General features: G+C 46.2%; 26 protein-coding genes. 20 read left to right on the top strand and 6 right to left on the bottom strand.

Going from position 1 to position 25,352, the window contains the following annotated elements; genetic code table 11:
• Positions 1–249 precede the first annotated feature (249 nt).
• The 6 genes from ABXS70_RS07570 (at position 250) to ABXS70_RS07595 (ending at position 8,891) form a co-directional block, all read left to right on the top strand.
• Complete coding sequence (locus ABXS70_RS07570; RefSeq protein ID WP_342556382.1) at positions 250–1,215, top strand: GGDEF domain-containing protein; 966 nt, start codon at positions 250–252, stop codon at positions 1,213–1,215.
• Between the two features lie 339 nt (positions 1,216–1,554).
• Entirely contained in the window at positions 1,555–3,507 is a 1,953-nt protein-coding gene (locus ABXS70_RS07575) for an AraC family transcriptional regulator (protein WP_342551782.1), read from the top strand.
• 310 nt (positions 3,508–3,817) lie between these two features.
• Positions 3,818–5,791, top strand: coding sequence for an AraC family transcriptional regulator (locus tag ABXS70_RS07580; RefSeq protein WP_366295079.1), 1,974 nt, complete (start codon positions 3,818–3,820; stop codon positions 5,789–5,791).
• 150 nt (positions 5,792–5,941) lie between these two features.
• Positions 5,942–6,979 (top strand): NAD(P)/FAD-dependent oxidoreductase, encoded by a 1,038-nt coding sequence (locus ABXS70_RS07585; RefSeq protein WP_342551780.1) that lies wholly within the window; start codon positions 5,942–5,944, stop codon positions 6,977–6,979.
• A gap of 243 nt (positions 6,980–7,222) precedes the next feature.
• Positions 7,223–7,876 carry a hypothetical protein gene (locus ABXS70_RS07590; protein WP_366295082.1) on the top strand — a complete coding sequence of 218 codons (654 nt, stop codon included), beginning with the start codon at positions 7,223–7,225 and terminating at the stop codon, positions 7,874–7,876.
• Between the two features lie 538 nt (positions 7,877–8,414).
• Entirely contained in the window at positions 8,415–8,891 is a 477-nt protein-coding gene (locus ABXS70_RS07595) for a hypothetical protein (protein WP_095290460.1), read from the top strand.
• Positions 8,892–9,043: 152 nt separating this feature from the next.
• On the opposite strand, the gene ABXS70_RS07600 is transcribed toward ABXS70_RS07595, so the two are convergent.
• Positions 9,044–9,643: a thymidine kinase gene (locus ABXS70_RS07600; protein WP_090922476.1), complete on the bottom strand. Its 600-nt coding sequence runs from the start codon at positions 9,641–9,643 to the stop codon at positions 9,044–9,046.
• A 176-nt stretch (positions 9,644–9,819) separates the two neighbouring features.
• Here ABXS70_RS07600 and ABXS70_RS07605 point away from each other — a divergent pair, with 176 nt between their 5' ends.
• Positions 9,820–10,032: a hypothetical protein gene (locus ABXS70_RS07605; protein WP_342551778.1), complete on the top strand. Its 213-nt coding sequence runs from the start codon at positions 9,820–9,822 to the stop codon at positions 10,030–10,032.
• 21 nt (positions 10,033–10,053) lie between these two features.
• Here ABXS70_RS07605 and ABXS70_RS07610 read toward each other — a convergent pair whose 3' ends face one another.
• Both ABXS70_RS07610 and ABXS70_RS07615 read right to left on the bottom strand, forming a co-directional pair.
• Positions 10,054–10,401 (bottom strand): potassium channel family protein, encoded by a 348-nt coding sequence (locus ABXS70_RS07610; RefSeq protein ID WP_342551777.1) that lies wholly within the window; start codon positions 10,399–10,401, stop codon positions 10,054–10,056.
• Positions 10,402–10,449: 48 nt separating this feature from the next.
• A complete protein-coding gene (locus ABXS70_RS07615) occupies positions 10,450–10,761 on the bottom strand; it encodes a DUF2627 domain-containing protein (protein ID WP_366295089.1) in 312 nt (103 codons plus the stop codon).
• Positions 10,762–11,072: 311 nt separating this feature from the next.
• Between ABXS70_RS07615 and lpdA the strand changes: the two genes are divergently transcribed.
• The 5 genes from lpdA to lipB all read left to right on the top strand — a co-directional run bounded on the left by lpdA (position 11,073) and on the right by lipB (position 16,988).
• A complete protein-coding gene (gene lpdA / locus ABXS70_RS07620; protein ID WP_366295092.1) occupies positions 11,073–12,497 on the top strand; it encodes a dihydrolipoyl dehydrogenase in 1,425 nt (474 codons plus the stop codon).
• Positions 12,498–12,637: 140 nt separating this feature from the next.
• Positions 12,638–13,666, top strand: coding sequence for a thiamine pyrophosphate-dependent dehydrogenase E1 component subunit alpha (locus ABXS70_RS07625; protein WP_342551774.1), 1,029 nt, complete (start codon positions 12,638–12,640; stop codon positions 13,664–13,666).
• 2 nt (positions 13,667–13,668) lie between these two features.
• A complete protein-coding gene (locus ABXS70_RS07630; protein ID WP_342551773.1) occupies positions 13,669–14,655 on the top strand; it encodes an alpha-ketoacid dehydrogenase subunit beta in 987 nt (328 codons plus the stop codon).
• Between the two features lie 37 nt (positions 14,656–14,692).
• Complete coding sequence (locus ABXS70_RS07635) at positions 14,693–16,165, top strand: dihydrolipoamide acetyltransferase family protein (RefSeq protein WP_342551772.1); 1,473 nt, start codon at positions 14,693–14,695, stop codon at positions 16,163–16,165.
• 115 nt (positions 16,166–16,280) lie between these two features.
• Positions 16,281–16,988: a lipoyl(octanoyl) transferase LipB gene (gene lipB, locus ABXS70_RS07640; RefSeq protein WP_342551771.1), complete on the top strand. Its 708-nt coding sequence runs from the start codon at positions 16,281–16,283 to the stop codon at positions 16,986–16,988.
• 31 nt (positions 16,989–17,019) lie between these two features.
• On the opposite strand, the gene prli42 is transcribed toward lipB, so the two are convergent.
• The gene (gene prli42 / locus ABXS70_RS07645; protein ID WP_342551770.1) at positions 17,020–17,121 is read right to left on the bottom strand and encodes a stressosome-associated protein Prli42; all 102 of its coding nucleotides are present in this window, start codon (positions 17,119–17,121) and stop codon (positions 17,020–17,022) included.
• Between the two features lie 81 nt (positions 17,122–17,202).
• Between prli42 and ABXS70_RS07650 the strand changes: the two genes are divergently transcribed.
• Positions 17,203–18,333 (top strand): tripeptidase T, encoded by a 1,131-nt coding sequence (locus ABXS70_RS07650; RefSeq protein ID WP_342551769.1) that lies wholly within the window; start codon positions 17,203–17,205, stop codon positions 18,331–18,333.
• Positions 18,334–18,448: 115 nt separating this feature from the next.
• Here the strand turns inward: ABXS70_RS07650 and mciZ are convergent, their stop codons facing one another.
• Complete coding sequence (gene mciZ / locus ABXS70_RS07655) at positions 18,449–18,586, bottom strand: Z-ring formation inhibitor MciZ (RefSeq protein ID WP_342551768.1); 138 nt, start codon at positions 18,584–18,586, stop codon at positions 18,449–18,451.
• A gap of 146 nt (positions 18,587–18,732) precedes the next feature.
• On the opposite strand from mciZ, the gene ABXS70_RS07660 reads away from it, so the two are divergent.
• The 7 genes from ABXS70_RS07660 (at position 18,733) to ABXS70_RS07690 (ending at position 24,309) form a co-directional block, all read left to right on the top strand.
• Positions 18,733–19,326, top strand: a complete 594-nt coding sequence (locus ABXS70_RS07660) for an NUDIX hydrolase (RefSeq protein ID WP_342551767.1) — start codon at positions 18,733–18,735, stop codon at positions 19,324–19,326.
• Between the two features lie 2 nt (positions 19,327–19,328).
• A complete protein-coding gene (locus ABXS70_RS07665; RefSeq protein ID WP_366295099.1) occupies positions 19,329–20,537 on the top strand; it encodes an endonuclease Q family protein in 1,209 nt (402 codons plus the stop codon).
• Between the two features lie 153 nt (positions 20,538–20,690).
• Positions 20,691–21,320: a stage II sporulation protein M gene (spoIIM, locus tag ABXS70_RS07670; protein ID WP_342551765.1), complete on the top strand. Its 630-nt coding sequence runs from the start codon at positions 20,691–20,693 to the stop codon at positions 21,318–21,320.
• Between the two features lie 107 nt (positions 21,321–21,427).
• Positions 21,428–21,895, top strand: a complete 468-nt coding sequence (locus ABXS70_RS07675) for a Fur family transcriptional regulator (RefSeq protein ID WP_090922447.1) — start codon at positions 21,428–21,430, stop codon at positions 21,893–21,895.
• A 160-nt stretch (positions 21,896–22,055) separates the two neighbouring features.
• Positions 22,056–22,298 carry a DUF4227 family protein gene (locus ABXS70_RS07680; protein ID WP_342551764.1) on the top strand — a complete coding sequence of 81 codons (243 nt, stop codon included), beginning with the start codon at positions 22,056–22,058 and terminating at the stop codon, positions 22,296–22,298.
• Positions 22,299–22,398: 100 nt separating this feature from the next.
• Complete coding sequence (locus tag ABXS70_RS07685; protein WP_342551763.1) at positions 22,399–23,289, top strand: tyrosine recombinase; 891 nt, start codon at positions 22,399–22,401, stop codon at positions 23,287–23,289.
• 195 nt (positions 23,290–23,484) lie between these two features.
• Positions 23,485–24,309 carry a purine-nucleoside phosphorylase gene (locus tag ABXS70_RS07690; protein WP_342551762.1) on the top strand — a complete coding sequence of 275 codons (825 nt, stop codon included), beginning with the start codon at positions 23,485–23,487 and terminating at the stop codon, positions 24,307–24,309.
• A gap of 195 nt (positions 24,310–24,504) precedes the next feature.
• Here ABXS70_RS07690 and ABXS70_RS07695 read toward each other — a convergent pair whose 3' ends face one another.
• Positions 24,505–25,056 (bottom strand): glutathione peroxidase, encoded by a 552-nt coding sequence (locus ABXS70_RS07695; RefSeq protein WP_366295105.1) that lies wholly within the window; start codon positions 25,054–25,056, stop codon positions 24,505–24,507.
• Positions 25,057–25,352: the final 296 nt, after the last annotated feature.

A 25,352-nucleotide genomic window follows, 5' to 3' on the forward strand; every position in this document is an offset into this window, starting at 1 on the left:
ATCAAGGAGGGGTGCGTTTTGATTTTAATTAGCAAAAATGCAATATATGTACACCGACCATAATCGGATAACGTCAAAGTCGTTTTTAGATATCGTGACTATTTACATGGAATTGTGCAAGTTCGAGTGTGGTATTGGTATTCTTTTATAAAAATTTACCTAACGTTAACGCTTTTTTAGGTAGAAAGTGGTACGATGTGTCCACAGATAGATCAAAAGTGACAGGGTTGATGATGAGGCGAGGAGTTGATGGTTGTGTTTACTCAAATAGGTGAAATTGCTGAACCGATTCCAGTCGTACTGCCTGAAACCAAGTGTGATGCCTTATATCAGCTGTTTACATCAAATCCGAATCTGGAAGGTGCAGCGGTTACAGGAAAAAAAGGCATATCATTAATGATGCGAACCCGGTTCTTTCAACAGATCGGTACACAATACGGTTACAACCTGTATATGGGGCGCCCTGTAAAGCTGCTTATGAACGTGAATGCTCTGGTCGTGGATTACTCGGAACAGATTACAGATGTAAGTGTCGCAGCGATGAAGCGCGAGGAGGCTGACCTGTATGATCTGGTTCTGGTAACATCTGGGGAACGATTCCACGGAGCGGTAAGTATCCGGCGGCTGCTTCTGGCAGTTGCAGATGTTCGAGCTGAAATGGCCAGCTTTATGAATCCGCTAACTGGACTTCCCGGTAATCGAATTATTGATGATCGATTAGTTCAGGTACTTCAGCAGGACCAGTTCAGTGTTCTCTACATTGACCTGGATCAGTTCAAATCATATAACGATAGTTACGGATTCAAAATGGGAGACGACCTTATACAGGCCACAGCCGGTTTACTGCGTGAGCATTTTGGTGTATCGGAAGGTTTTCTAGGCCATATTGGTGGCGATGATTTTATCGTGATTTTGAACCATCACCAGTACAAACAGGTCTGTGAAGAGGTGATTTCCCGGTTTGAGAAGTTGAAGCAGAGCTTCTACAACGAACAGGACTGGAGCAACCAGTATGTGATAGGCGAAGGTCGATCTGGATTGAACAGACCTATTCCTTTGGTATCTGTATCAATTGCTGTAGTGACCAATCTCTATCAACGGTATGGTAACATCAATCAAATTGTACATGAAGCTGCAGGTGTGAAAAAAAGCTGTAAATCCATCAACGGCAGCATTATCTGTTCGAATGACATGAAAGTTCAAAAAGTTACCTAGTTATTATGAAACTTACGCTATAAACCGCTAAGCTAAAATTGGCGGAGAGGATATAAGTATACATACAAGACAGGATCATCTCTGTGTAGGTATATAAGATGATGTTTATCTGTTTCTTACTGTTGGAGCTTAAGTGTTTTTTAGTGTTCAAGGAACTAATATCCAATGAGACATCTCGAAATCACTCCCCCGTCACCTTATCCAATTACAAATCGATTTTGAGTACTCAATTACAACAACAGTTTCTATTGCACAAATTAACATATTAATTGATAATGATTATCAAAAAAAGAAGGGAAGCAAAGATATAATCTATATAAAAGGAGTAGGGTTAGTATCATGTGGAATGAATATTATATACTCTGGAATTATGCCGCAGTGAATATAGCAGATATTCGTTATGTGGAATTTAGAGCGTATGAAGAGATGAAATATAAATTTCCATCACATACCTTTATTCTCACTTTTCAGGGTAATGCTGGAGTGATAATTGATAATGTGAATTATGAAGTGAATCGGATTTATGTTCTCCATGGGGGAAAGGGGAGTGAATTGGTTATTCAAGCAGGAGAAGCCGGCTTACGATTGTATTACTTGATGTATAGGGCCGAACTGCCTAGAGCGGGAAGAGATTATCTGCAAAAGATAATGGATCGTACCAATCCGTTTCAGATGAATTTTGGCCTTTCACCAGACAAGCCAACCATGTTATATGAGCAGTTGAAACAGATGCATATTTTGTGGAATTCAAAAAAAATGGATCAACATTTTCAGGCCAAAAGTTTGTTCTTTTCCTTTGTGGAGCAGATATTATCACAGATTTCTTCTGGATCAAAACACAATCGGAGTGCTAAGGAACAGGCCAACAAAATCATGAAAATTATAGAATCTTCTTACACACAGCCACTCACGCTTCATGCTTTGGCAGAAATGGTAAACACCAGTCCAAGAAGTTTGTCACGCAAGTTTAAGCAGTCGGTTGGTACCAGTCCCATCGATTACCTTATCCAGTTTCGTTTATTCAAAGCCAAAGAGATGCTGCTGGAAACCGACGCCACACTGGATGAAATTGCGGCAGGGATTGGTTATCCGGATGGTTATTATTTAGGACGTATGTTCAAGAAACATACAGGGCTTTCTCCTATGCAATTCAAGAAAAAATCCTCCATTCCTCTGCATTGGCCAGATTTGACATCAACCTTGTCTGGAAATGATATTTCCAAAGGTACAGGTAGGAAGTATGTTTATGGTGATGATGATAATCATTATCAATATAAACATGGAGGATTCATTCATATGAACAGACAAACAAGAACCGGAATGTTGCTTAGTATGCTTCTAATTCTTACTTTATTGGTCAGTGCCTGCTCAGCAAGTGGCGCCAATAGTATCGGGGGAGAACCATCAGGAAGCAATGGTTCCCAGACCAAAGTAACAGCGGAGAACCAAAGCAAGACATCTAAAGTACGCACGGTTTCAACGATGAAGGGGAGTATCACCATCCCAGATGAACCTAAACGGATTGTGGTTGATCTGTATTTGGGAAGCCTTATTGCTTTGGGAATCAAGCCAGTGGGTACACCCGAATTAAATCTCAAGAATCCTTATTTTATTGATTCGCTTGAAGGTGTTCAAAATATTGGGGAATATGAAACGATTTCTCTTGAAAAAGTGTTAGAACTTGAACCCGATTTGATTGTGACAGGCAATCCTGAATTATATGACTCGTTTAGCAAAATAGCACCTACCCTTGTTATTCCTTATGGAGAATTCAAAAACACTCACGAAGAAATCACCTATTTCGGTGAAGTGCTGAATAAAAAAGAAGAATCCAAAGCCTGGTTAGCTAATTATGATGCTAGAATTGCAGATGCCAAGAAGCGTGTCAGTGAAGCAATCGATGCATCTGCCGAAGTGTCGGTGATGCAGTTCAATGAAAAAGCTCCATTAGCCTTTGGTGATAATTTTGGTCGCGGAGGTCAGGCCGTTTATAGCGCACTTGGTTTGAATCCCCCTCCTGATAAAAAAGAGATTTTAATGAAGGAGCAGCTGGTAGAAGTTTCAGCAGAAGCGATCCCGGAATTTGCTGGAGACTACATTATTCTAACGGCAGATGACCTAACGCTGGAAGATTTAAAAAACAAAGCAGTCTGGAGTTCTCTGGATGCAGTTAAGAACGATCGTGTATTTATATGGAGCCAGGATCGTTCATGGTATTTTGACCCGATTGCAACATTAGATCAAACAGAGGAGCTGGCTGCTTGGTTTACAGAGATTTCGGGAAAAGAATAAACGATATAAAATGCGGATAAGATTAAATATCCGATTGCTTATTTTTACAATAGAGTGTATACCCTGGGTAATCTCCCCGTTCATTTTGAGTGCGGCTGTTTCAGCATCGTTATCGAATACGATTCAATCAAATTTTGTCTTTCCCTCTAGGTAGAATCAATTCCACTCTAAATTTCAGTTGATAATGAAAATTATTATCACTTATAATTGGTATACTGTAGTGAACCGTTATTACTCACATTTTTTATCAATTTGGGAGAATGATGAGCTTGTAAACTCTATAGAGTGAGATAGGATTGGAGAGTATTTGATGCAATTAGACGAACAGATGAAATGCTGGAATCAAGCCGCAGTTAAGGTTCTGGATATCCGTCGAATCGTTATGGAGAGAGGAGCACAACTGAGTTCCTATTTACTTCCGGCAAATGGATTTATATATACGATTCGGGGATCCGCTCAACTTCAATTAGATGGACAAGCATACCAGGCGGAGCCATTTTACATGCTTCATGGAGCGAAAGGATCTTCACTGGATATCCAAGCGAATGCAGATTTTGAATATATTCTGCTTTATTACAGAGCATTCCTTGCCTTTCCTCGTTTTCGAAAAAAAATGTTATTGGCACAGCCCCAGGCTGCACCGTTCTCCTTGCAGTATGGATTTACACCGAGTAATCCACTGGGGCTGTTACGATATCTTAGTGAGATGGAGAAAGCATGGGCGCAGTCAAGCCATTTAAATCTGCTTCATACTAAAAGTTTGTTTTATCAGTTCATTCATGAGTTGATGGTTCAACTGTCTGCACAGGAGGTTCAAACAGAACTTGCGGACCCTGTAAAACAAACCATTCGTTACATCCAGAATCATTACAGAGAGCAGGTTACACTTGATTTGCTAGCAGAGCAATTTAATTACAGCTCTCGTCATTTATCCATGCGATTTAAAAGAAAGACGGGTTATAGTCCCATCGATTACTTAATTCAGACACGAATCGGAAGGGCTAGGGAATTACTCGTGCGCTCTGATGCAAAGCTCGCTTCTATCGCAGCAGAGGTTGGTTATTCGGACGTGTACTACTTCAGCCGTATTTTCAAGAAATATGTAGGCATGTCTCCAAGTCTATATCAAAAGAAGATGAGGGAAGAAGGACGAGCTGAAGATCGTCCATTGCATTTATCCGAATCGTCCATTGGCTGGAACTTGAAGTCGAGCTATATTGATTATGATAATCATTATCAATATAAAGACGGAGGGTTTACATCGATGAAAAGAAAAAAAACAAGTTCCAGCATGATCATGATTGCATTGTTAAGTTTAACGATGCTTCTTGCGGCCTGTTCTTCGGGGACGGCAGCTAATCAATCTGCCGGTGCAGGAACGAGTACGAATTCCAATAACAGTAATCAGGCAGTAACTTCAGAGACGGGAAGTCAAGTAAACAAAGATAATGAAACACGTACTATCTCAACAATAAAAGGTGATGTGATTGTTCCAGCTAATCCGGAACGGGTTGTTGTGCTGTATCTCCAGGGGGATGTGGTTGCACTCGGGGTTAAGCCAATCGCTACATCAGATGTATATGATGGGGCTGCTTACAAGGGTGAGCTTGAAGGTGTGGATTCACTCGGAACCTGGTTCGAACCAAACCCTGAAGCGATCATTGACCTTAATCCAGACCTGATTATTGTTCCGTCGGAAGAAACATATGACACTTTGAAAAATATCGCACCTACGGTGTATATTCCATATGAGAAAATGACAACAGAAGAACGGCTTCACAGCATAGCCAGCATCTTTGGCAAAGAAAAGGAAGCTGAAATCTTGATTAACAACCTGAACAGCAAGGTGGAAGATGGGAAGAAAAAACTTGCAGACGCAGGTATATTGGATAAAACCATTTCTATTATCGAAGGTGGTTTGAAGAGCATGGTCGTTGTGGAAAGTAAGCAGTTTGGCCGTGGTTCTCAGGTAGTATATGAGTATCTGGAAATGAAAGCTCCTGAGGTGCTACAAGATAAAATTGATGTAATTTCAGAAGCGGCAGGTTCTACGATTTCTATGGAAGTACTTCCTGAATATATAGGTGACTATGTGTTTCGCTCAGTTTATAAAGGGGCAGACAATCTGACGAACAACCCTATATGGCGCAGCATCCCGGCAGTAAAAGAAGGTCGGCTGATCGAGATTGATTTTGATTTTTTCTATTATTCAGATGTATATTCAATCAATAAACAACTCGATTTTGTTGTAGATAAACTGTTAGCTGCTCCAAAAGTCCACTAATTCATGAAAGAATGTCATTAAAAGAGTATTTATGAACGTTTATAAATATGCATTGTAATTTCAACAGATTTCCATTAAACTTAAACGATAATGAGAATCAATATCACAAAAATCAACATTTTGATTCGAATGGATGGAGGTCCTGTAGAGATGAAACCAGAATTGGAGCTTTATGATGTAACGATAATCGGAGGCGGCCCTGCGGGCATGTACTCTGCTTTTTATAGCGGTATGCGGGATATGAAAACCAAATTGATTGAGGCACGCGACAGACTAGGAGGACGAATGCTGTTTTATCCAGAGAAAATGATCTGGGATGTCGGTGGCGTGACTCCAATCCTCTGTGAAGATCTGATTAAGCAGCTTGAACAGCAGGCTCGCACGTTCGATCCCACGCTGGTGTTCGGGCAGCAAATCGAAGGGTTCGAGCGTCAAGCTGACGGAACGATTCTGTTAACAGCTGCTGGCGGTGAACAGCACTGGACTCGAACGGTTATTATGGCTATCGGATACGGTATTTATAAGATGGCCAAGCTGGAGCTTGATGGAGCAGATCGTTATGAAGTGTCGAATTTGCACTACACGGTGCAGGAGCTGGAGCCTTTCCGGGGCAAACGAGTTCTGATTTCTGGTGGAGGAGATTCAGCTGTAGACTGGGCAAACGAACTGGAGAGTCTGGCCCAGCAGGTAACGGTAGTGCATCGACGGGATCACTTCGGCGGGCTGGAGCGGAACGTGCTGCGTATGAAGGAATCTTCGGTCGACGTACGAACTCCTTATGCAATTGAGAAGCTGCACAGTTTGAGCGGTGATATGATCGAACAGGTAACCATCACACACATGGAGACTGGAGAGACCAAGATGCTTGAAGTCGACGCAGTTATCGTTAATCATGGCATGAAGAGTGATTTTGGTCCGATCCGTGATTGGGGACTAGATCTGGGTGAATGGCATGTCAGCACAACGGATAGGCTGCAGACCAATATTCCAGGTGTTTTTGCTGCAGGTGATTTTGTGGATTATGGAAGTAAGCTGTATCTGATCGCAGGTACGTTTACAGATGCTGCACTTGCTGTTAATAGTGCCAAGCTGTATATGGACCCGGAGGCCGAGAAAGTGGCATATGTATCTTCTCATAACAGCCGCTTCAAAGAGAAAAACAAAGCGCTTGGCGTTGTGGAGGAGTAATGATTATAGAGCAGGATAACTTCGGAATTTTTCCGAGGTTATTTTTTTGCATTTTACGGGTATGAAGATGGTAGAACTGCACAAGATAGAACAGGCTCTGAATTGAAGGGCAGCTGTAAACCGATTATAATCAAGATCTATAACAAGCATCCGTGATCTAAAACAGCTTTCACTGCTGAGCGGTATGGCAGTCAGACGACTCTCGAACCGGATTACAATAGGACAAGAGTGGAGTGCGGTATTATGAAAAAAAGTTCACCACCCCGGCCGCAAAAGGTTATGTTGGTGCAGCACTGGTTTAAAAAAGTAAATAAAAAACGTATTAAATGGTCCGCGGTGTATTTTGCCACTGCTGGAGCACTGCACCGTCTATTGGTGGAAGGGCGTCGCCAGCGGGCAGCAGTGAAAAGACAGCAGCAGGACATGCCTCTCAGCACATTAAAGTCAATGAAGCTTGAACCAGGGGACATTTTATATACACCAAGTTCGGAATCCACGTATTATGCCGGGCATATGGGCATTGTCGGTCTGGATGGCAAAGTGTATCATGTGCACCCTTACGGACCGGTTTTTGCCGATACGCTCGACTGGTATCTTACGCGTTTTTATGAGGGAGACCGCTTTATCGTATTTCGCACCAAACTCCGTCAGGTCGGAACTCGGGCAGCGGAGTGGGTTCAGGAGAATTACGAACAGGTGAGGTTTTATCGTTTGCAAACGAATCTTCTTAGTATAGAACAAAACTATTGTTCCAAATTTATTTATCAAGCGTATAAGTTTACATCCGGATTAGACCTTTGGGAGCGAAAGTTTGCCAAAATGAAGCAGGGATTCATTTACCCGTTTCGCATCGAACGTTCATCTAACTTGGACGTACTGGGTACATTTTATAAATAAGTTCCGTAGAAAAACCGACGCAGCAGCTGTTTCTCTTGTGAAGAGAAGGCGGGCACTGTCGGTTTTTTTTAATATGTACTGAGATTATAACAGGAAAAACACTCAAAACGTCGAATAAAAATATGAGATGCACACGCACAACTTGGAATCGTATACATAACAGGTGGCACAATGGTTCAAGCCAAGGATTAAAAAACGACGACAAGGCAGGCGAACAGGAAACAGTGAAGCTAACATGAAATGACAGGGCTTCTTACGACGATTTTGGCAGCAGTAAAGCGTAGTGAAGCTATCGGACTACACTCCTAATGAGGAGAGGAGGTACTACTGACCCATTTACAATAAGATGTATGAAGCATATTGCACGAGGCGACTTCAGAGGGAAATGTTACAGATGTATGCAGTTCTTGTAAGTCTTCGACAGCCAATAGAGGCATGTTCCCCATTTAATAAGAAGAAATGCGCTCAGAAACAACATTATTTTGATTTATGCGCGTTTTTGTAGTACATTAGCAAATGTATTCGAAGGAGGATTCTAATGTACTCAGGAAGACAAGACGATACTTTATACATCATGACCTACACCTTAAATAGCGGTATCAAGGGTACGGTTCCACTGTCTAATAAGCAGATTGTTGAGTGGCTCGATTGTTATAGAAATGAGAAGCGCTTTGTAACTGAAATCGGCAAAGAGTTTTTTGGATTAAACGCAGGCCTGGTTGCCGACTTTAAGGTTCAAAATCATCTGTCTGATTATCAGCAGACGATTATGCCTACACAGCAGCAGGATAACCTGGAACGTTTGTCCAGTGCTTATAAATCCACCGAGCTATTGATGAAGATTGATTGTAAATGCGGCACAGCTTACGTCACGGAATCTCCTTATAAACGTACCAAATGGTACTGCACGAAATGTAAAGAGATCGTATTCCTGGATGCAAAAAAAGGAATGGTAGAAACGTCACGTGGCGACGCATATTACATGACCAACAAATATTTTGTTTCCCGTGACTAGCGGGAAGTGATTGGAGAGCATCGCATACAGCGGTGCTTTTTTGTGCCTGTTTTATCAAAACCACTCGGCAGCACGCATGACATGTTTATGCATGTGATGTATAAATTGTTGTAATAAAAAAGCCCAATTGGGCTTTTATGCTAAGTGCTGCATCAGGACGGGCATTCCACTTTGTGCGGAGGAATAAAGCAGCAGCGGCAGCGGGGCTCATAAGCCTCCGAATCGCCAATCATGACGACTGGACCTAGAGTAACGGGTTCCCCGTTGACAATCCGCTGTGTAAAAGCAGCATCCGGGCTGCCGCAGACTGCGCAGAACGCGGATAGTTTCTCAATATCATCGGCCATAGCGAGCAGCCCTCCAATATATCCGAATTCTTTGCCGCGATAATCCATGTTCAGTCCATCAACAATCACATGTTTGCCGCAGTAGGCCAGTTCGGAGACAAGTTCCATAATCGCACTGCTGAAAAATTGAACTTCATCAAAGGCAACAACATCGGCATCTATGGTCTGATTCAGAATGGTCTCTACGGATTCCGGCGTTAACTGCCGGGGAATGGAATGGGCAGGAAGTCTATAACCAATCCGGCTCACGATCTCATCCTGAGCGAAACGATCATCCTCGGCTGGTTTGTAGGCAACGACCTTTTTACGGCCAAATTGAATAAGCTTCTGACAACGGCGAATAAGTTCACCGGATTTTTCGCTGAACATGGGTCCAGTAATTACAGTAATACGTCCAGTTTGCACGGTGCTGCTACTCCTCTCGCATACGGAATTCAAAAAAAGCGACCTTTACAGATTACCACATCTTCTTTGGAAAGAGCCAGAACTAATATGAACCGGTTTGTGTTACTATATGGATTGTTACGATGTTGGTTCCGAAATCCGAAATCAACGTAGTTATTGGAAAAGAGGTGTAACGAATGAACGAAGCATTAACCTCACTGAAGCAGCGTTATGAAGAACTGAATAAACAGGGCAGACTGGATGAGGCCGCTCAGACTTTATTTACGGAGCTGATGTCGGAGGCTGAACGGCTGCAGGCGAGCAACCTGACGCTGCGCAGAACGATTCTAAAGTCCTCCTCCAAGGAGTCCCGTATGTCTACCAAACTGCGAGACGCTTTATATGAGTGAAAATGGAAAATGATGCGGAAATTACTCCGCGTCTTCTTCTGTTTTTAATCTGCGGGGGAACAGAATACCTGCGGTTATTCTTGCAATCATGGCAAAGGTAAGGCCAATGCCCGCGAACATGTAGATCACAGTAAAAGCTTTGCCGAATCCGGTCGAGGGTACAAAATCGGGATGTCCTACGGTCGTTAGAGTAACGGCACAGAAATACAGGGCATCAATCCAGTGAAGTCCTTCCACGCGTGTGTAAAATAGGGTGCCTGAGAGCAGGGTTGCAGCAGTTAATACGAATAAAGCCACAAATTTCGGGTCCTTGAACGCATGAAAAATGCCTTTGAGCAGACGTTTTAAGGTCAGTAAAAAGGAAACCATCGTAATCCATCCTGTCTTTGTTAAATGTGAAAATAAAAAAGCCCGGAATTATGAACTGCTTCCGGGTGTTTCAACCTGTTCGGGCTGTTTTTTCGAGCGAAAACGGGGGCCTACATAATTGCGTTTACGGTCACGAAACAGAATCCAGCCGCCCAGAAAACTCATGCCTGCAGCAAAAAGAAGAAGTCCTCCCAGGAACGATAGCCACTGGAAGCCGGGAGCAATCAGGTCGTTTCCATGCTCAGCGTAATACAGAAATAGGGCATCTTTCATCATAAGAAACCCCTTCATGGCCATTAAGCCAGGGATGACGAGTACAATAATCGCGAGAAACCGCGCAAAGACTATCTTTGTATTCATAGCATTATACCCTTTCTGTCAAATAGACATAAGTTAAAGGTTACGCTTACAGAGAATTCCTGCTTATATCATAGCTTGGAATGCACGGACTGTCCATGCGGGAATGGTCAAATTTTGAGTTGACTGCCCAAGGAGAGTACAATGTGATATAGGGAGCATGCAATGAATCAAGATATCAACATCATTTTATTGTTATTTATTTAAGCTGAACTATTTTTCTACACGTCAGAGCTGCTGGAGTGGACTGTGTAAAATCACTTTAGGTCAAATGATATCTTTCAAAAAATTGAGTATATAGAGGAGAAATAGAGATGCCAATACCATGTGATGTTGCCATACTGGGCGGAGGAACGGGAGGATATGTTGCTGCCATTCGTGCCGCGCAGCTGGGGAAAAAGGTCGTTATTATCGAGAAGGACAAGCTGGGCGGAACCTGCCTTCACCGGGGCTGTATTCCAAGCAAGGCACTGCTGAAGAGTGCTGAAATGTACGCCGAAATCCTGGATAGCGAGAGCTACGGTATTGAGACCACTGGAGCAGCGCTGGTATTTCCAAAGGTGCAGGCACGCAAGGATGCCATTGTGGACCAGCTGCATAAGGGTGTCCAGTATTTGATGCAAAAAAATAAAATCGAGGTTGTACACGCCAAGGGACGTGTAATCGGGCCCTCTATCTTCTCCCCGCAAAGCGGTGCGGTGGCTGTGGAGTTTGAGGATGGCGAGATGGATACCGTCGTTCCAACGAACCTGATTATTGCTACTGGCTCACGTCCGCGCATGCTGCCAGGTCTTGAGCCGGATGGAAGATATATTATGAGCAGTGACGAAGCGCTGCGCATGGATGAGCTGCCTGGCTCGATCCTCATTGTAGGCGGCGGCGTGATCGGACTGGAATGGGCCTCGATGCTGAATGATTTTGGCGTGGTTGTGACGGTAATTGAGGCGGCAGACAATGTGCTGCCCGCAGAGGATGAGGACGTGGCCAAGGAAATGCAGCGTTTGCTGGGCAAACGGGGAGTGCGTTTCCTGACGGGTGCCAAACTGATCACGGACAGCTATCGCACCGAGGATCAGAGCGTTCACGTCGATGTGCAGCTTGCAGGAGACAACCTGGAAACGCTGACTGCTGACAAGATGCTTGTGTCTATCGGACGTCAAGCTAACGTCGAAAATATCGGGCTTGAGAATACAGATATCAAAGTAGAGCGGGGCTATATTACGGTTAACAAATACTTGCAGACTGGAGAAGGACATATCTATGCGATTGGTGACTGCATCGGCGGGCTGCAGCTTGCACATGCCGCAAGTCACGAAGGCATACTTGCGGTGAATCATCTCGCTGGCGAGAGTGTGCATCCGGTAGAAACACATCGTATTCCGCGGTGCGTATATACACGTCCGGAAGCGGCAAGCATTGGTTTCACCGAGAAGGAAGCCAGAGAACGCGGATACGAAATCAAAACCGGCAAATTTCCGTTCCAAGCGATAGGTAAATCTCTAATTCACGGAAGCCGGGACGGGTTCGTGAAGGTGATTGCTGACAACAAAACGAATGATATATTGGGGGTACATATGATTGGCACCCATGTTACGGAACTGATTGCGGAAGCTTCATTGGCCCAGATGCTGGATGCCACGCCATGGGAGGTTGGACAAACCATTCATCCGCACCCTTCGTTGTCGGAAATTATGGGTGAAGCCATGCTGGCCGTGGACGGAAAAGCGATTGGAATGTAAGCCCGGACAAGATGGTGAGAAAGGTCCTTTCCTTTTTTGGGCAAAAAGGATTATAATAAGGTTAAGCCAAGTCTTAGTACCAGGTTATAAGATCGGGTAGTAATACTTGCAAAGGCTCTGATTAAAAGGAGGTACCTCATATGAGTTCACAAGGTACTGCAGATGCGGTTCATCGACATCAACAGCTGGGACTTAGCGATGGAGAAGTTTTAGATATGTATAAATACATGCTGCTTGCACGCAAGTTTGACGAGCGCTGCCTGCTTCTGCAGCGAGCTGGCAAAATCAACTTTCACGTATCCGGTGTAGGTCAGGAGGCTGCTCAAGTTGGTGCGGCTTTTGGTCTGGATCGAGAACACGATTATTATTTACCTTATTACCGCGATTACGGTTTCGTTATGGCCGTAGGCATGACCCCGCGTGAGCTGATGCTGTCTGCATTTGCGAAGGCGGAAGACCCGAACAGCGGCGGACGGCAGATGCCAGGACACTTTGGACACAAAAAGCTGCGCATCGTTACAGGCTCCAGTCCGGTTACCACACAGGTTCCTCATGCGGTAGGCTTTGCCCTTGCTGCCAAAATGCAGAAGAAAAAGTTTGTTTCTTTTGTTACATTCGGTGAAGGTTCGAGCAACCAGGGTGATTTCCATGAAGGAGCTAACTTTGCAGGTGTACACAAGCTGCCTGTCATTATCATGTGTGAGAACAACCAATATGCCATTTCCGTTCCTGTTCATAAGCAGCTGAGCGGCAAGATTTCTGATCGTGCACTGGGATATGGTTTTCCGGGACTGCGCGTAGATGGTAATGATGCACTTGAGGTATATGCGGCAGTGAAGGAAGCGCGTCAGCGTGCGATCGCAGGTGAAGGGCCAACATTGATCGAAGCGATGATGTACCGTTTGTCACCTCACTCCACTTCGGACAATGATCTGGCCTATCGGACCAAAGAAGAAGTTGAGGAGAACTGGAAGAAAGACGGCGTGCTTCGGATGAAAAATTATTTGATTGAATGCGGCATCTGGGATGAAGCCCGGGATGCGGATCTGGCTTCCCAGCTTGCGCTGGAAATGAAGGAAGCAACTGAATACGCAGACAATGCGCCATATCCGAAACCTGAGGATACGCTGACGCATGTCTATGCGGACAGCGAAGAAGGGGGACGGTAATCATGGCTATGATGGAATATATTGATGCTATCCGTCTCGCAATGAAAGAAGAGATGGAGCGCGATGAGAATGTATTTGTTCTAGGCGAGGACGTCGGTGTAAAAGGCGGCGTGTTCACCACAACCAAAGGGCTGCAGGATCAGTTTGGCGAGATGCGCGTCATGGATACGCCATTGTCTGAATCTGCAATTGCTGGTGTGGCCATCGGTGCAGCGATGTACGGCATGAAGCCGATTGCGGAAATGCAGTATTCGGATTTTATGCTGCCCGCCACGAATCAGATTATTAGTGAAGCAGCTAAAATTCGCTACCGCTCTAACAATGACTGGAGCTGTCCGATCGTAATCCGTGCGCCAATCGGCGGCGGCATTTTTGGCGGACTGTATCACTCCCAATGTCCGGAATCCATTTTCTTTGGTACACCAGGACTCAAAATTATTGCTCCTTACTCGGCGTATGACGCCAAAGGACTGCTCAAAGCGGCTGTGCGCGATCCTGACCCTGTCCTCTTTTTTGAAAATAAAAAGTGTTACAAGCTGATTAAGGAAGATGTGCCTGAGGATGACTATATCGTTCCCATCGGTAAGGCGAACGTGCTTCGTGAAGGAGCCGATATTACGGTGATCGGGTACAGTCAACCGCTGCATTTTGTCATGCAGGCCGCTGAGGAGTTGGAACGTGAAGAGGGCATCACAGCACATGTACTGGATCTGCGTACACTGCAGCCGCTCGATCGTGAAGCGATTATTGCTTCCGCCCGGTTAACAGGTAAGGTGCTGATTGTACACGAAGATAACAAAACGGGTGGTGTGGGCGCAGAGGTTGCCGCAATCATCAGCGAGGAATGTTTGTTTGATCTGGACGCGCCTATTCAGCGTCTGTGCGGCCCTGATGTACCAGCGATGCCAATCAGCCCGACGATGGAGAAATTTTACATGCTGAGCAAGGATAAAGCCAAAACAGCCATGCGCGAACTTGCCGAGTATTAATAGATGAAGAAAGATTAAAGTTTGGAGTGATAAATCAATGGCTGAACGTATGAAATGGATCGAGGTCATTATGCCGCAGCTCGCGGAATCCCTGGTCTCGGCTACCATAGGCAAATGGTTGAAAAAACCGGGTGACCGTGTGGAACAGTACGAGCCAATCTGTGAAGTCATCACGGATAAAGTGAACGCCGAAATTCCATCTACGGTAGATGGGATTATGGGTGACCTTTTGGTCGAAGAGGGTACCACAATTGCTGTAGGTGAAGCAATCTGCCGCATGCAGGTCGCTGCTTCGGATGAGGATACAGCTGAACAAATAACATCTGCTGCTGGTCAGGGGGAGCAAGTAGAGCAAACCCAGGTACGGCATAACGCAGGTCAATCTCCTGCTGCAGTTTCAAACAACGCTGCATATGATCCGAATCAGCCGATGCGCCATCGGTATTCCCCGGCAGTGCAGTCTTTGGCAGCAGAACATGGACTGAATCTGCAGCATATTCAGGGCACGGGTGCGGGCGGGCGAATTACGCGTAAAGACGTCCTCGCCTTTGCTGGACAGGGTGTTCAGGCGGCGAATGCATCAGCAGAGTCTGTACAGACCTCTCCGGTAAATCGTCAGGCAGCCCAGTCTGCATCATCTTCTCCGTTCAGTGGAATCAGTCGCGATTCAGGTGTTGCTTCGGGTTCTAATGGCACAGCGGGACAGACGGTTCCTGCATCCGATGTGGGAGTTCCCGTGCGTCATTCCGGAATCCACCTGACGGAAAGCCCGAAAATTCCGCAGATCGAAGTGGAAGGCGGCGGCCAGGGAAGATCAGAGTATTTTATCGATGTTACTCCTGTGCGTAATGCAATTGCACGAAATATGCGTCAAAGTGTATCCGAAATCCCTCACGCATGGACGATGATTGAAGTGGACGTCACCAATCTCGTTATGCTGCGCAACAAGTTGAAGGATGAGTTCAAACGGAAAGAAGGCATTAACCTGACCTATCTTTCATTTATGATGAAGGGTGTCGTCAATGCGATCAAAGATTACCCGATCATGAACTCCGTATGGGCGGTCGACAAAATTATCGTGAAGCGGGATATCAATCTGTCCATGGCTGTAGGTACGGAGGATTCCGTGCTTACACCGGTAATCAAGCACGCGGATCAGCGTAATATCGCAGGTCTCGCTCGTGAGATTGATGACCTGGCCCGCAAAACCCGTGAAGGCACGCTGAAGCTGGATCATATGCAGGGCGGTACGTTTACGGTAAACAACACGGGTTCATTTGGTTCCATCCTGTCTCAGCCGATTATCAACTACCCACAGGCGGCGATCCTTACATTTGAATCCATTGTGAAAAAACCGGTTGTCATTAACGATATGATCGCAGTGCGTTCTATGGCTAACCTGTGCTTGTCTCTCGATCACCGGATTCTGGATGGTGTGATCTGCGGACGGTTTTTACAGCGGGTTAAAGAGAATCTGGAAGGGTACAACATGGAAACGAAAGTGTATTAAGTTTATGATAGAATGACGGGAAAGTGTATGTGCCTTGGGCCGTGCACTTTTCTGGCTGTCTAGAGACTGACGTAACTTCATATATTAAACCATGGGCAGAAGGATGTGGGGAAACATGGGCAAACCGCTGAATGTGGCATACATACCGATGCTGGATTATGAGGCGGCATGGAATCTTCAGAAATCAATTGTGCAGCAGCTGGACGAAGGTGAAGGTCCCGAACGGATGCTCCTGCTGCAGCATCCCCCAACCTATACGATTGGATCACAGAATCATCCGGAGCATCTGCTTTGGAGTGAAGAAGAGCTGAAAGCACAGGGAATTTCTTTGTTTCAAATTGACCGAGGCGGTGATATTACTTATCATGGGCCGGGTCAACTGGTGGGTTATCCTTTATTGGTGCTTGGCCGGGATGAAGAACTCGATCTTCATGGATATCTGCGCAAGCTGGAACAGGTAATCATGGATTATCTTGCCGATCAGGGCGTGGAATCCGGCCGTAAAGAGGGATACACAGGTGTGTGGATTGGTGATCTGAAGATTGCTGCCATTGGCATCAAATTTAACCGGTGCAGGCATCGACGTGGTTTTGTGACGAGTCACGGGTTTGCGTTTAACATTACTTCTGGCATTCAGCTTGCGGGATTTCGAGGTATTGTTCCGTGCGGAATTGAACAGTATGGTGTGACATCTCTGGAAGATATCACGGGGAAGTCATACGCAGTTGAGCAGGTTGCCCGGGATATTGTGCCTTATTTTCAGCGTATATTCTCGTACGATCTGATATGGGTTGCTGAAAAAGAAGCCCTCCAGCGTCTGTAGACAGAGCGTCCGTAAGGCTTCAGGTTAGTGACTATCCAAACAGCAGCGGTTCCAGCGCGATGAAAATAGTGGAGCCAATCATAGCGGCCAGCATGAGATAGATCACAATTTTGAACCATTTCTTATTTTGCATGAAGAGAGAACTCCTTTCAGACCTTTTGAACAAGCCATAGTACCTGTATTGTACCGTATCTACGATAGGGAGGAAAGTCTAATGATTAATGAACAGCGTGTAATTCAGCAGTTTATGGAACTGGTACAGATTGATAGTGAGACGAAAAATGAACAGAATATATCCAAGGTATTAAAAGAACAATTCGAGGGTCTTGGTCTTCGCGTCTACGAGGACGATACGATGAACGAGACCGGGCATGGCGCGGGCAATCTGGTCGTTACGATGGATGCCGCAGGCGTGGAAGGGGCCGAGCCGATGTTCTTCACATGTCACATGGACACGGTAACCCCTGGACAGGGGATCAAACCGGAGCTGGGCGAGGATGGATGGATTCGCAGTGATGGTACAACGATTCTTGGAGCGGATGACAAGGCGGGGATTGCGGCATTGTTTGAAGCCATCCGTGTCATTCAGGAGAACAGCATTCCGCATGGCAAAATCCAGTTTGTGATTACAGTCGGTGAAGAATCCGGCCTTGTTGGTGCTCGCGCTATGAATCCGAAGGATATCGATGCTGCCTTTGGATATGCGCTGGATTCCAACGGAGCAGTGGGAACAATCTGCGTGGCTGCCCCGGCAAGAGCTGAGATTCAGATGAAAATTTATGGCAAGTCAGCCCATGCCGGTGTGAATCCGGAAGATGGAATCAGTGCAATCCAGGTTGCGGCCAAAGCGATTGCAGCGATGAAGCTTGGACGTATTGATCATGAAACGACAGCGAATATTGGAAAGTTCCAAGGCGGCTCTGCGCTGAACGTTGTATGTGACTTCGTCCAGATTGATGCAGAGGCTCGCAGTATTGTGCAGGAGAAGATTGAGGAGCAGATTGCTCAAATGCGTGAAGCGCTGGAGACAACATGCCGCAAATACGGTGCAACAGCAGAGTTCCGCAGTGAAATTAAGTATCCTGCATTTGGCTTCCATGACGACCATGAGGTTGTGCAGCTTGCACAGCGGGCGATCCGCGGCCTTGGTCTGGAAACAAACACGTTTGCTTCCGGCGGCGGCAGTGATGCCAACATTTTTAACGGTTTCGGCATTCCTACGGTGAATCTGGCTGTGGGGTATGAAAATATTCACACAACCAAAGAACGCATTCGCGCGGCCGACATAGTGAAACTGTCTCAAGTGGTGATCGCAATTGTACAGGAAACGGCAAAAGACAAATAAGCGATCGGAATAATTGACCGTATATTAGATGTTGTAACCGCAGCTTTGGCTGAAAAAGAACAGGAAGTCCGAATTCGGTGCAGACCGGGTTCGGACTTTTTGAACAACGGTGGGACTAGCTCTTGCGCCCAGCCAGCATGTCGACCAGTTTCGTTTCGGGACCCCATTCACGCATCCACTGTCTAAGAATAAGCTGTACTTGTCTGGCTTGTCCGACCACATGTGCCGATTCAGGTGTGAGATAACTTTTCATTCGGTGAGTCCCCCTTGTTTCTCGCAGTACGCGTAAGACTTGTACAAACGATAAAATTCTTATAGGCTCACCATATGCCTGAAATCACTACATTATACATTTCAGTTCGATTAACCCATCACAAAGGAAACGGAGTTGAACTACACATGAAATCCCAAACATCTGCTTCATCCATTTACGCCCCGCAGCCGGCAAACCCCAAGCTGGATGAGGTGACTGTGTCCACCAAACCGATCTTTGAAGGAAAAGTGATCTCGCTCCAAGTTGACACCGTTAAGCTCCCGAACGGACAAACGGCGACCCGGGAGATCATCAAACATCCAGGAGCAGTAGCCGTACTGGCCTTGAAGGGAGATCGCATGCTGGTTGTGGATCAATACCGTCAGGCGATGGGACGTACGGAAGTGGAAATTCCTGCGGGCAAGCTTGACCCGGGCGAGCAGCCAGAGGTGGCAGCGGCACGTGAACTGAAAGAAGAAACGGGATATGCAGCTAAATCACTGCGCCATCTGCGGTCTTTTTACACTTCACCAGGTTTTGCTGATGAAATCATCCACCTTTACATTGCCGAAGAACTGGAAGCGGGAGATATGGCACTGGATGAAGACGAGTTTCTTGAAGTATCCGAAATTACGCTGGATGAAGCATACAAGCTGATGGACGAGAATCGGATTAGTGATGCCAAAACGATGATGGCTGTATATGCGTGGGATATTTACAGAACGACAGGACGGTTTTAATCATGCAAAATCAGGAGGGAACAGCGGCATTGTGGGAGCCCTGTTATACGGATCTGCATATCCATATCGGGCGCACCTCCCGTGGTGAGGCGGTTAAGATCAGCGGCAGTCGCGATCTGACTTTCGAGAATATTGCCCGCGAGGCATCTGCTCGTAAAGGGATTCATCTGCTGGGTGTTATCGACTGCCATTCCCCGGTGGTGCAGAGGGATATTGAAGAACTGCTGGAGAACGGTACGATGTCTGAAGTTGAAGGTGGAGGCATAGCGTATCAGGACACAACCATTCTGCTGGGCACAGAGATCGAGCTGCGTGAACCCGAAATGCGAGAATTTCACATGCTCGCCTACTTCCGGGATCTGAGTACAATGAAATCTTTTACAGCCTGGATGAAGAAGTATATGAAAAATGTAAACCTCAGTTCCCAGCGGGTATACGTACCGGCTCTTGAGATGCAGGCGGAGATCAAGGCGCGCGGCGGTCTGATTATACCCGCTCATGTATTTACGCCGCATAAAGGCATTTATGGCAGCACAGCGCCGCGTATGGCAGATGTTCTGGATACGAGCCTTATCGATGCCGCCGAGCTGGGGTTAAGCTCGGATTCCTCTATGGCGAGTTACATTCGCGAAATGGATCGGATGCCTTTTGTGACCAACTCGGATGCGCATTCTCTTGGGAAAATCGGAAGGGAATATAATGAACTGCAGATTGCAGCCCCTTCCTTTGACGAATTCCGGATGGCGCTGCGTAGAGAAGAAGGAAGATACATTGCGGCCAATTATGGCTTGAATCCAAGACTCGGCAAGTATCACCGGACATATTGTGCAGCCTGCGGCAGCGTTATGGATGAACAGGATTTATCTGCAGAGCGGTGTCCGCTTTGCGGCAGTCAGAAGCTGGTTCAAGGGGTGCTGGATCGTATTCTAGGGATTGCAGACCGGGAACAACCGGAGCTCCCTGCTGATAGGCCGCCTTATCATTATCAGGTTCCACTGGAATTCATTCCTGGGCTGGGCAGAGCCAAGCTGCGTCAGCTGCTGGATCGGTTTGGTACAGAGATGGCTGTGCTGCACCGTACAGATGAAGACCAGTTGGCCGAAGTGGTTGGACCGGTACTTGCTGAGCTGATTGTTGCCGCTCGGAATGGGCAGCTGGCGTTGTCCTCAGGTGGTGGAGGGACGTATGGCAAGGTTACAGCGAAAGAGTAATACAGGTTCTAACGAGTGGTTCGCATTGGGGAAATAACAATTAGGACAAGAGGTCATACGAGCGAGTCCCGGTTCATATGCTGAATTATAAGGATGTTCAAGTTTATAATAACTCCTTGCATCAGGATAACCGGAAAGGGGACTCGTACCTGTATGCGTTCTTCCTATTTTACGTTTAAAGGACAAACCTCGTTATATGTATTCGTAGCTGTCTTGTTTCTGGTCGGTGTGATCTTCGGCGCATTGATGGTCAATGCCTTGTCTCTGGAACAGCGGCAGGATCTTGAAGGATATTTGGGTAACTTTTTTATGACGGTTCAGCATAGTTCCCAAGGCGTCGAAAGCACAGCCTATTGGGATATCGCTATGCTGCATCTGAAATGGGTCGGGCTGATCTTTATTCTCGGTTTGTCTGTTGTAGGTTTACCCGGCATACTTGTGCTGGATTTTCTGAAAGGTGTACTGATCGGCTTTACAGTGGGTTACCTTGTTGGGCAGTACTCGTGGAAAGGGCTGCTGTTTGCACTTGTATCCGTAGCTCCGCATAATTTGTTCGTCATTCCGATTCTGCTGATCTGCAGTGTGGCTGCAATGACGTTCTCGTTATATATCATTCGTAATCGCGTTTTGATGCACCGTGCACCAGGTAGGCAGAGACCCTTTGCTTCCTATATTATTTTAACAGTGGTTATGGCTGTACTGCTGCTCGGCGTAGCATCTTTTGAGACCTGGGTTACCCCCGCAATGATGCGTTGGGTCACACCCATGCTGCTTCCTGTCTAGCTTGCACTGGATGCCCTAAAATGTTGACTTTGATATTGAACTCCCCCTATAATGAAAAGAGTGGGTTAAGTTGCAGTGTGCAGTGATTTCCTAGGGGGAGGGAGAAAATGGAAGCACGGATCGATAAAATTAAGCAGCAACTACAGTCCCAAGGATATAAATTAACGCCCCAGCGGGAAGCCACCGTAAGAGTACTTTTAGAGAATGAAGAAGATCATCTGAGTGCAGAGGATGTTTTCATGCTCGTTAAAGAAAAGGCTCCCGAAATCGGTCTGGCAACCGTGTACCGTACCCTCGAACTGCTGAGTGAGCTGCATGTTGTAGAGAAAATCAACTTCGGCGACGGTGTAGCGCGTTATGATCTACGCGGAGATACATCCAAGCATCACCATCATCACTTAATCTGCGTACAGTGCGGAAGTATGGATGAAATTCGTGAGGACTGGCTTGGTCCGCTTGAAGAACGACTGGAGCGGGAATTTAACTTTTCGGTAGTAGATCACCGACTGGACTTTCATGGAATTTGTTATCGTTGTAAAGCTAAAAATGAACAAAAGCCCAAAGATGAAGAATAACATAGCCTATCTTCAAGCTCTCACCGGCGGTTTTGACGGGGGAGCTTTTTTGGTCCCGCACCCCGTGTGAGGTTCGAACGGGCATGGCATATTCCCGAGTTCACGGACATACCCTGTTTCAAGGACTATACTGGACTTGAATAGGGAAGGGGACATTCCAATGATTATATCTGTGCGGAGAGGGCTCCGTTTTATACGATTTATTGTATTCTTTGCCGGTTTGGTATATCTGTTCTATCACGTACTGGATCTGTTTAACGGCTGGATCTCACCCGTGGATCAGTATCAAATGCCAACCGGCAATGCGGTTAAAGTATTTCAGGAAACGGATTGGCCAGGCATTGGAGAAGCACGTCCTACGATGACGGAGCGTCTTCGTCTCTTCTATTGGTACGGAGAATAGCTGCCATTATGGCATTATGGAGATTAGCTCCGGCAGCGAAGGATGCAAATACGGAAGCAGCCTGCCGGTTGGCATTGCTGTCAGATGAGGAGTGTCGTACATGAATCAGACCATACACGCCTATGCTTTATACCTGGAAGAAGATAAGGGAATGTCGAGCAGCACCATGGAATCGTATCTTCGAGATGTGGACAAGTTCGTGGAATTTGTGAGAAAAGAATACGGAATCCGCGCAGCGGGAGAGGTTAGGCGAACCCATGTTGTGCTGTTTGTCGGTCAGCTCAAGCAGGATGGCCGGGCGAATGCAACGATTGCCCGCAGCATCGTATCTCTAAGATCTTATTTTCATTTTCTGATGCGGCGCGGTGAGATTGTGCAGGACCCTACATTTGATGTGGAAGCACCCAAGGCTGACAAGACGCCCCCTCAAGTACTTACCATTCAGGAAATCGAGCTGCTGCTTGCCGCCCCTGATGTCAGCTCACCACAAGGCGTTCGAGATCGGGCCATGCTGGAGCTTCTGTATGCCACCGGTATTCGGGTCTCGGAGCTGATCGCGCTTGATGTACGGGACGTACAGCCGGGGATGCGCTTTATCAGGTGCGGCGGGGCGGGTAAAGAACGTATTCTTCCGATTGGTGCTCCGGCTGCCCACTGGGCAAAAGTGTACATGGATGAGTTTCGTGATCAACTCCTCAAGACCGGAACGGACGAGCAGGCACTGTTTGTGAATGTATCTGGCAGACGGTTAACCCGGCAGGGATTCTGGAAATTGCTGAAGAAAGCCGCAGTGGACGCTGGCATTTCGGGCGAGATTACGCCGCACACGCTGCGCCATTCCTTTGCAGCTCACCTGATTGCAAACGGAGCAGACACCCGGGCTGTCCAGGACATGCTTGGTCATGTAGAACAGCCCGGCCAGCAGTACAGTCAGCATGGGCGTAAAACGATGAAAGAAATTTATGAAACCCATCATCCGCGGGCAAAATAATTTTGGCGCACAGTCTTCACAATTTGCCGCGGAATGATGTCTCTTTTTAAGCTAAAATATATTCGATACCAACTAAACGCCGTTATACATACGCAGGCTGCATCTTTAATTGCTTGACAACGCCATGACAGGCGCAGGGCATGTACCTGCTGCTCATAAACGGATCGTTTCAACTCAAGGGAGGAACAACATCTTATGACAGCTTTAAACCAACAGATGATTACAGAAGCAGCATCGTATATTCAAAGTAAAAGTTCTATCAAGCCTGAGGTTGGTTTGATTCTCGGTTCAGGCCTTGGCGTTCTTGCTGAACTGATCGAGGATGGCGTGAGCATCGCTTATCAGGACATCCCGCATTTCCCGGTGTCCACTGTAGAAGGACATGAAGGGGAACTGCTCATCGGAACCATTCAAGGCCGTCCGGTCGTGATGATGAAGGGGCGCTTTCATATGTACGAAGGTTACGGCCCGGAGCTGACTGCCTTCCCGGTACGTGTTATGAAAGAACTGGGCGTAAGCCGTATGCTGGTGACGAATGCAGCGGGTGGAGTTAACACATCTTATCAGGCAGGCGATTTGATGCTGATCTCGGATCATCTGAACCTGACTGGCAAAAATCCGTTAATCGGACCAAATGACGCTGCCCTTGGCGTTCGCTTCCCGGATTTATCCGAAGCTTACAGCCGCCGTCTGCGTGCTCTTGCCAAAGACACGGCGGCTGCTCAAGGATTCAATATACAAGAAGGCGTATATGCTGGCATGCTTGGTCCTAACTATGAAACTCCGGCTGAGATCAGAATGCTTCGTACCCTCGGTGCAGATGCTGTAGGCATGTCGACCGTTTCCGAAGTGATCGTAGCCCGTCATGCGGGCCTTGAAGTGCTCGGCATTTCCTGCATCAGCAACATGGCTGCGGGGATCCTAGACCAGCCTTTGTCACATGATGAAGTTATGGAAACGACGGAGCGTGTACGCGAAGCTTTCCTGGCCCTAGTGTTGGCGGTTATTCCTAAGATGTAATGAGGAATTGAAGCTGTAATGAGGAATTGAATAATAAACTGAAGGAATCTTCAGTTCGAAGAATTGAACAGGGAACAAATCATGGAATGGAGTTTTTTCAATGATTTGTTCTCTTTTTTTATAATATGACCATAACACTAACTTATCTTTATAACAAAACAGGCTCCACATATTCCAGTCTGGGCAGGACGTTAATTACATGGAAAGCAGTGATCTAATGTTTGGTTCGATTACATGTGGTTCAGTTATTGTCTCAAATCTTCCCCGCACCTCTCCGTTCCGATCCATCAAAAACTTAGTGAAGTTCCACTTGACCCCATGATCCCCGTGAATATCAGGAAAGTTCTCTATAAGAAAATCATTCATCCACTTGCCGCTGTCTGTTTTGGTATCAAAACCTAGAAATGGCGCTTGTGCGGTTAAAAACTGAAAGATGGGATGGGCGTGCGCCCCTCGCACTTCTATTTTCTCAAACAATGGGAACGTTAGCTTAAATCGATTTTTACAATTTATTTGCACTTCAAAATTGTCCCCGGGTTCCTTCTCGTTAAACTGGTTACATGGAAACGCAAGAATTTCGAAACCATAACGATGATATTTTTCATACAGCTGTTGAAGAGCCTCAAATTGACGAGAGCAGCTGCATTTACTTGCGGTATTAACAACAAGGAGTACTTTACCTCGGTATATGGCTAGATCAGCAGGACTGCCATCTATGAAATGAATTTTTTTATCGTAAAAAGACACTCGGATCACTCTCCTAAAGTATTCAAATCGTGACATATACATCATAATGCAGGATCACTCATTGGAGAAATATATATAAATGATTATATACATAGGTAAATCCTATAAATGATGTTTTCAGGGAGTCGTCTCCGTTTCCGTTCAGGTGCATGTTCAGGTTTGGGAATATGGGAATGCTCTCTGGACAGGCAATCCTTCTCATTTTACTCGAATACAACAACTGCCTTTTCCTTAAGGTAAAAAAAGTTAGGGAAAACCTGATTATAATGGAATAATTTACTGTAAACCCGCCGACA

This window comes from Paenibacillus sp. AN1007 (genome assembly GCF_040702995.1).
Lineage (GTDB): Bacteria > Bacillota > Bacilli > Paenibacillales > Paenibacillaceae > Paenibacillus.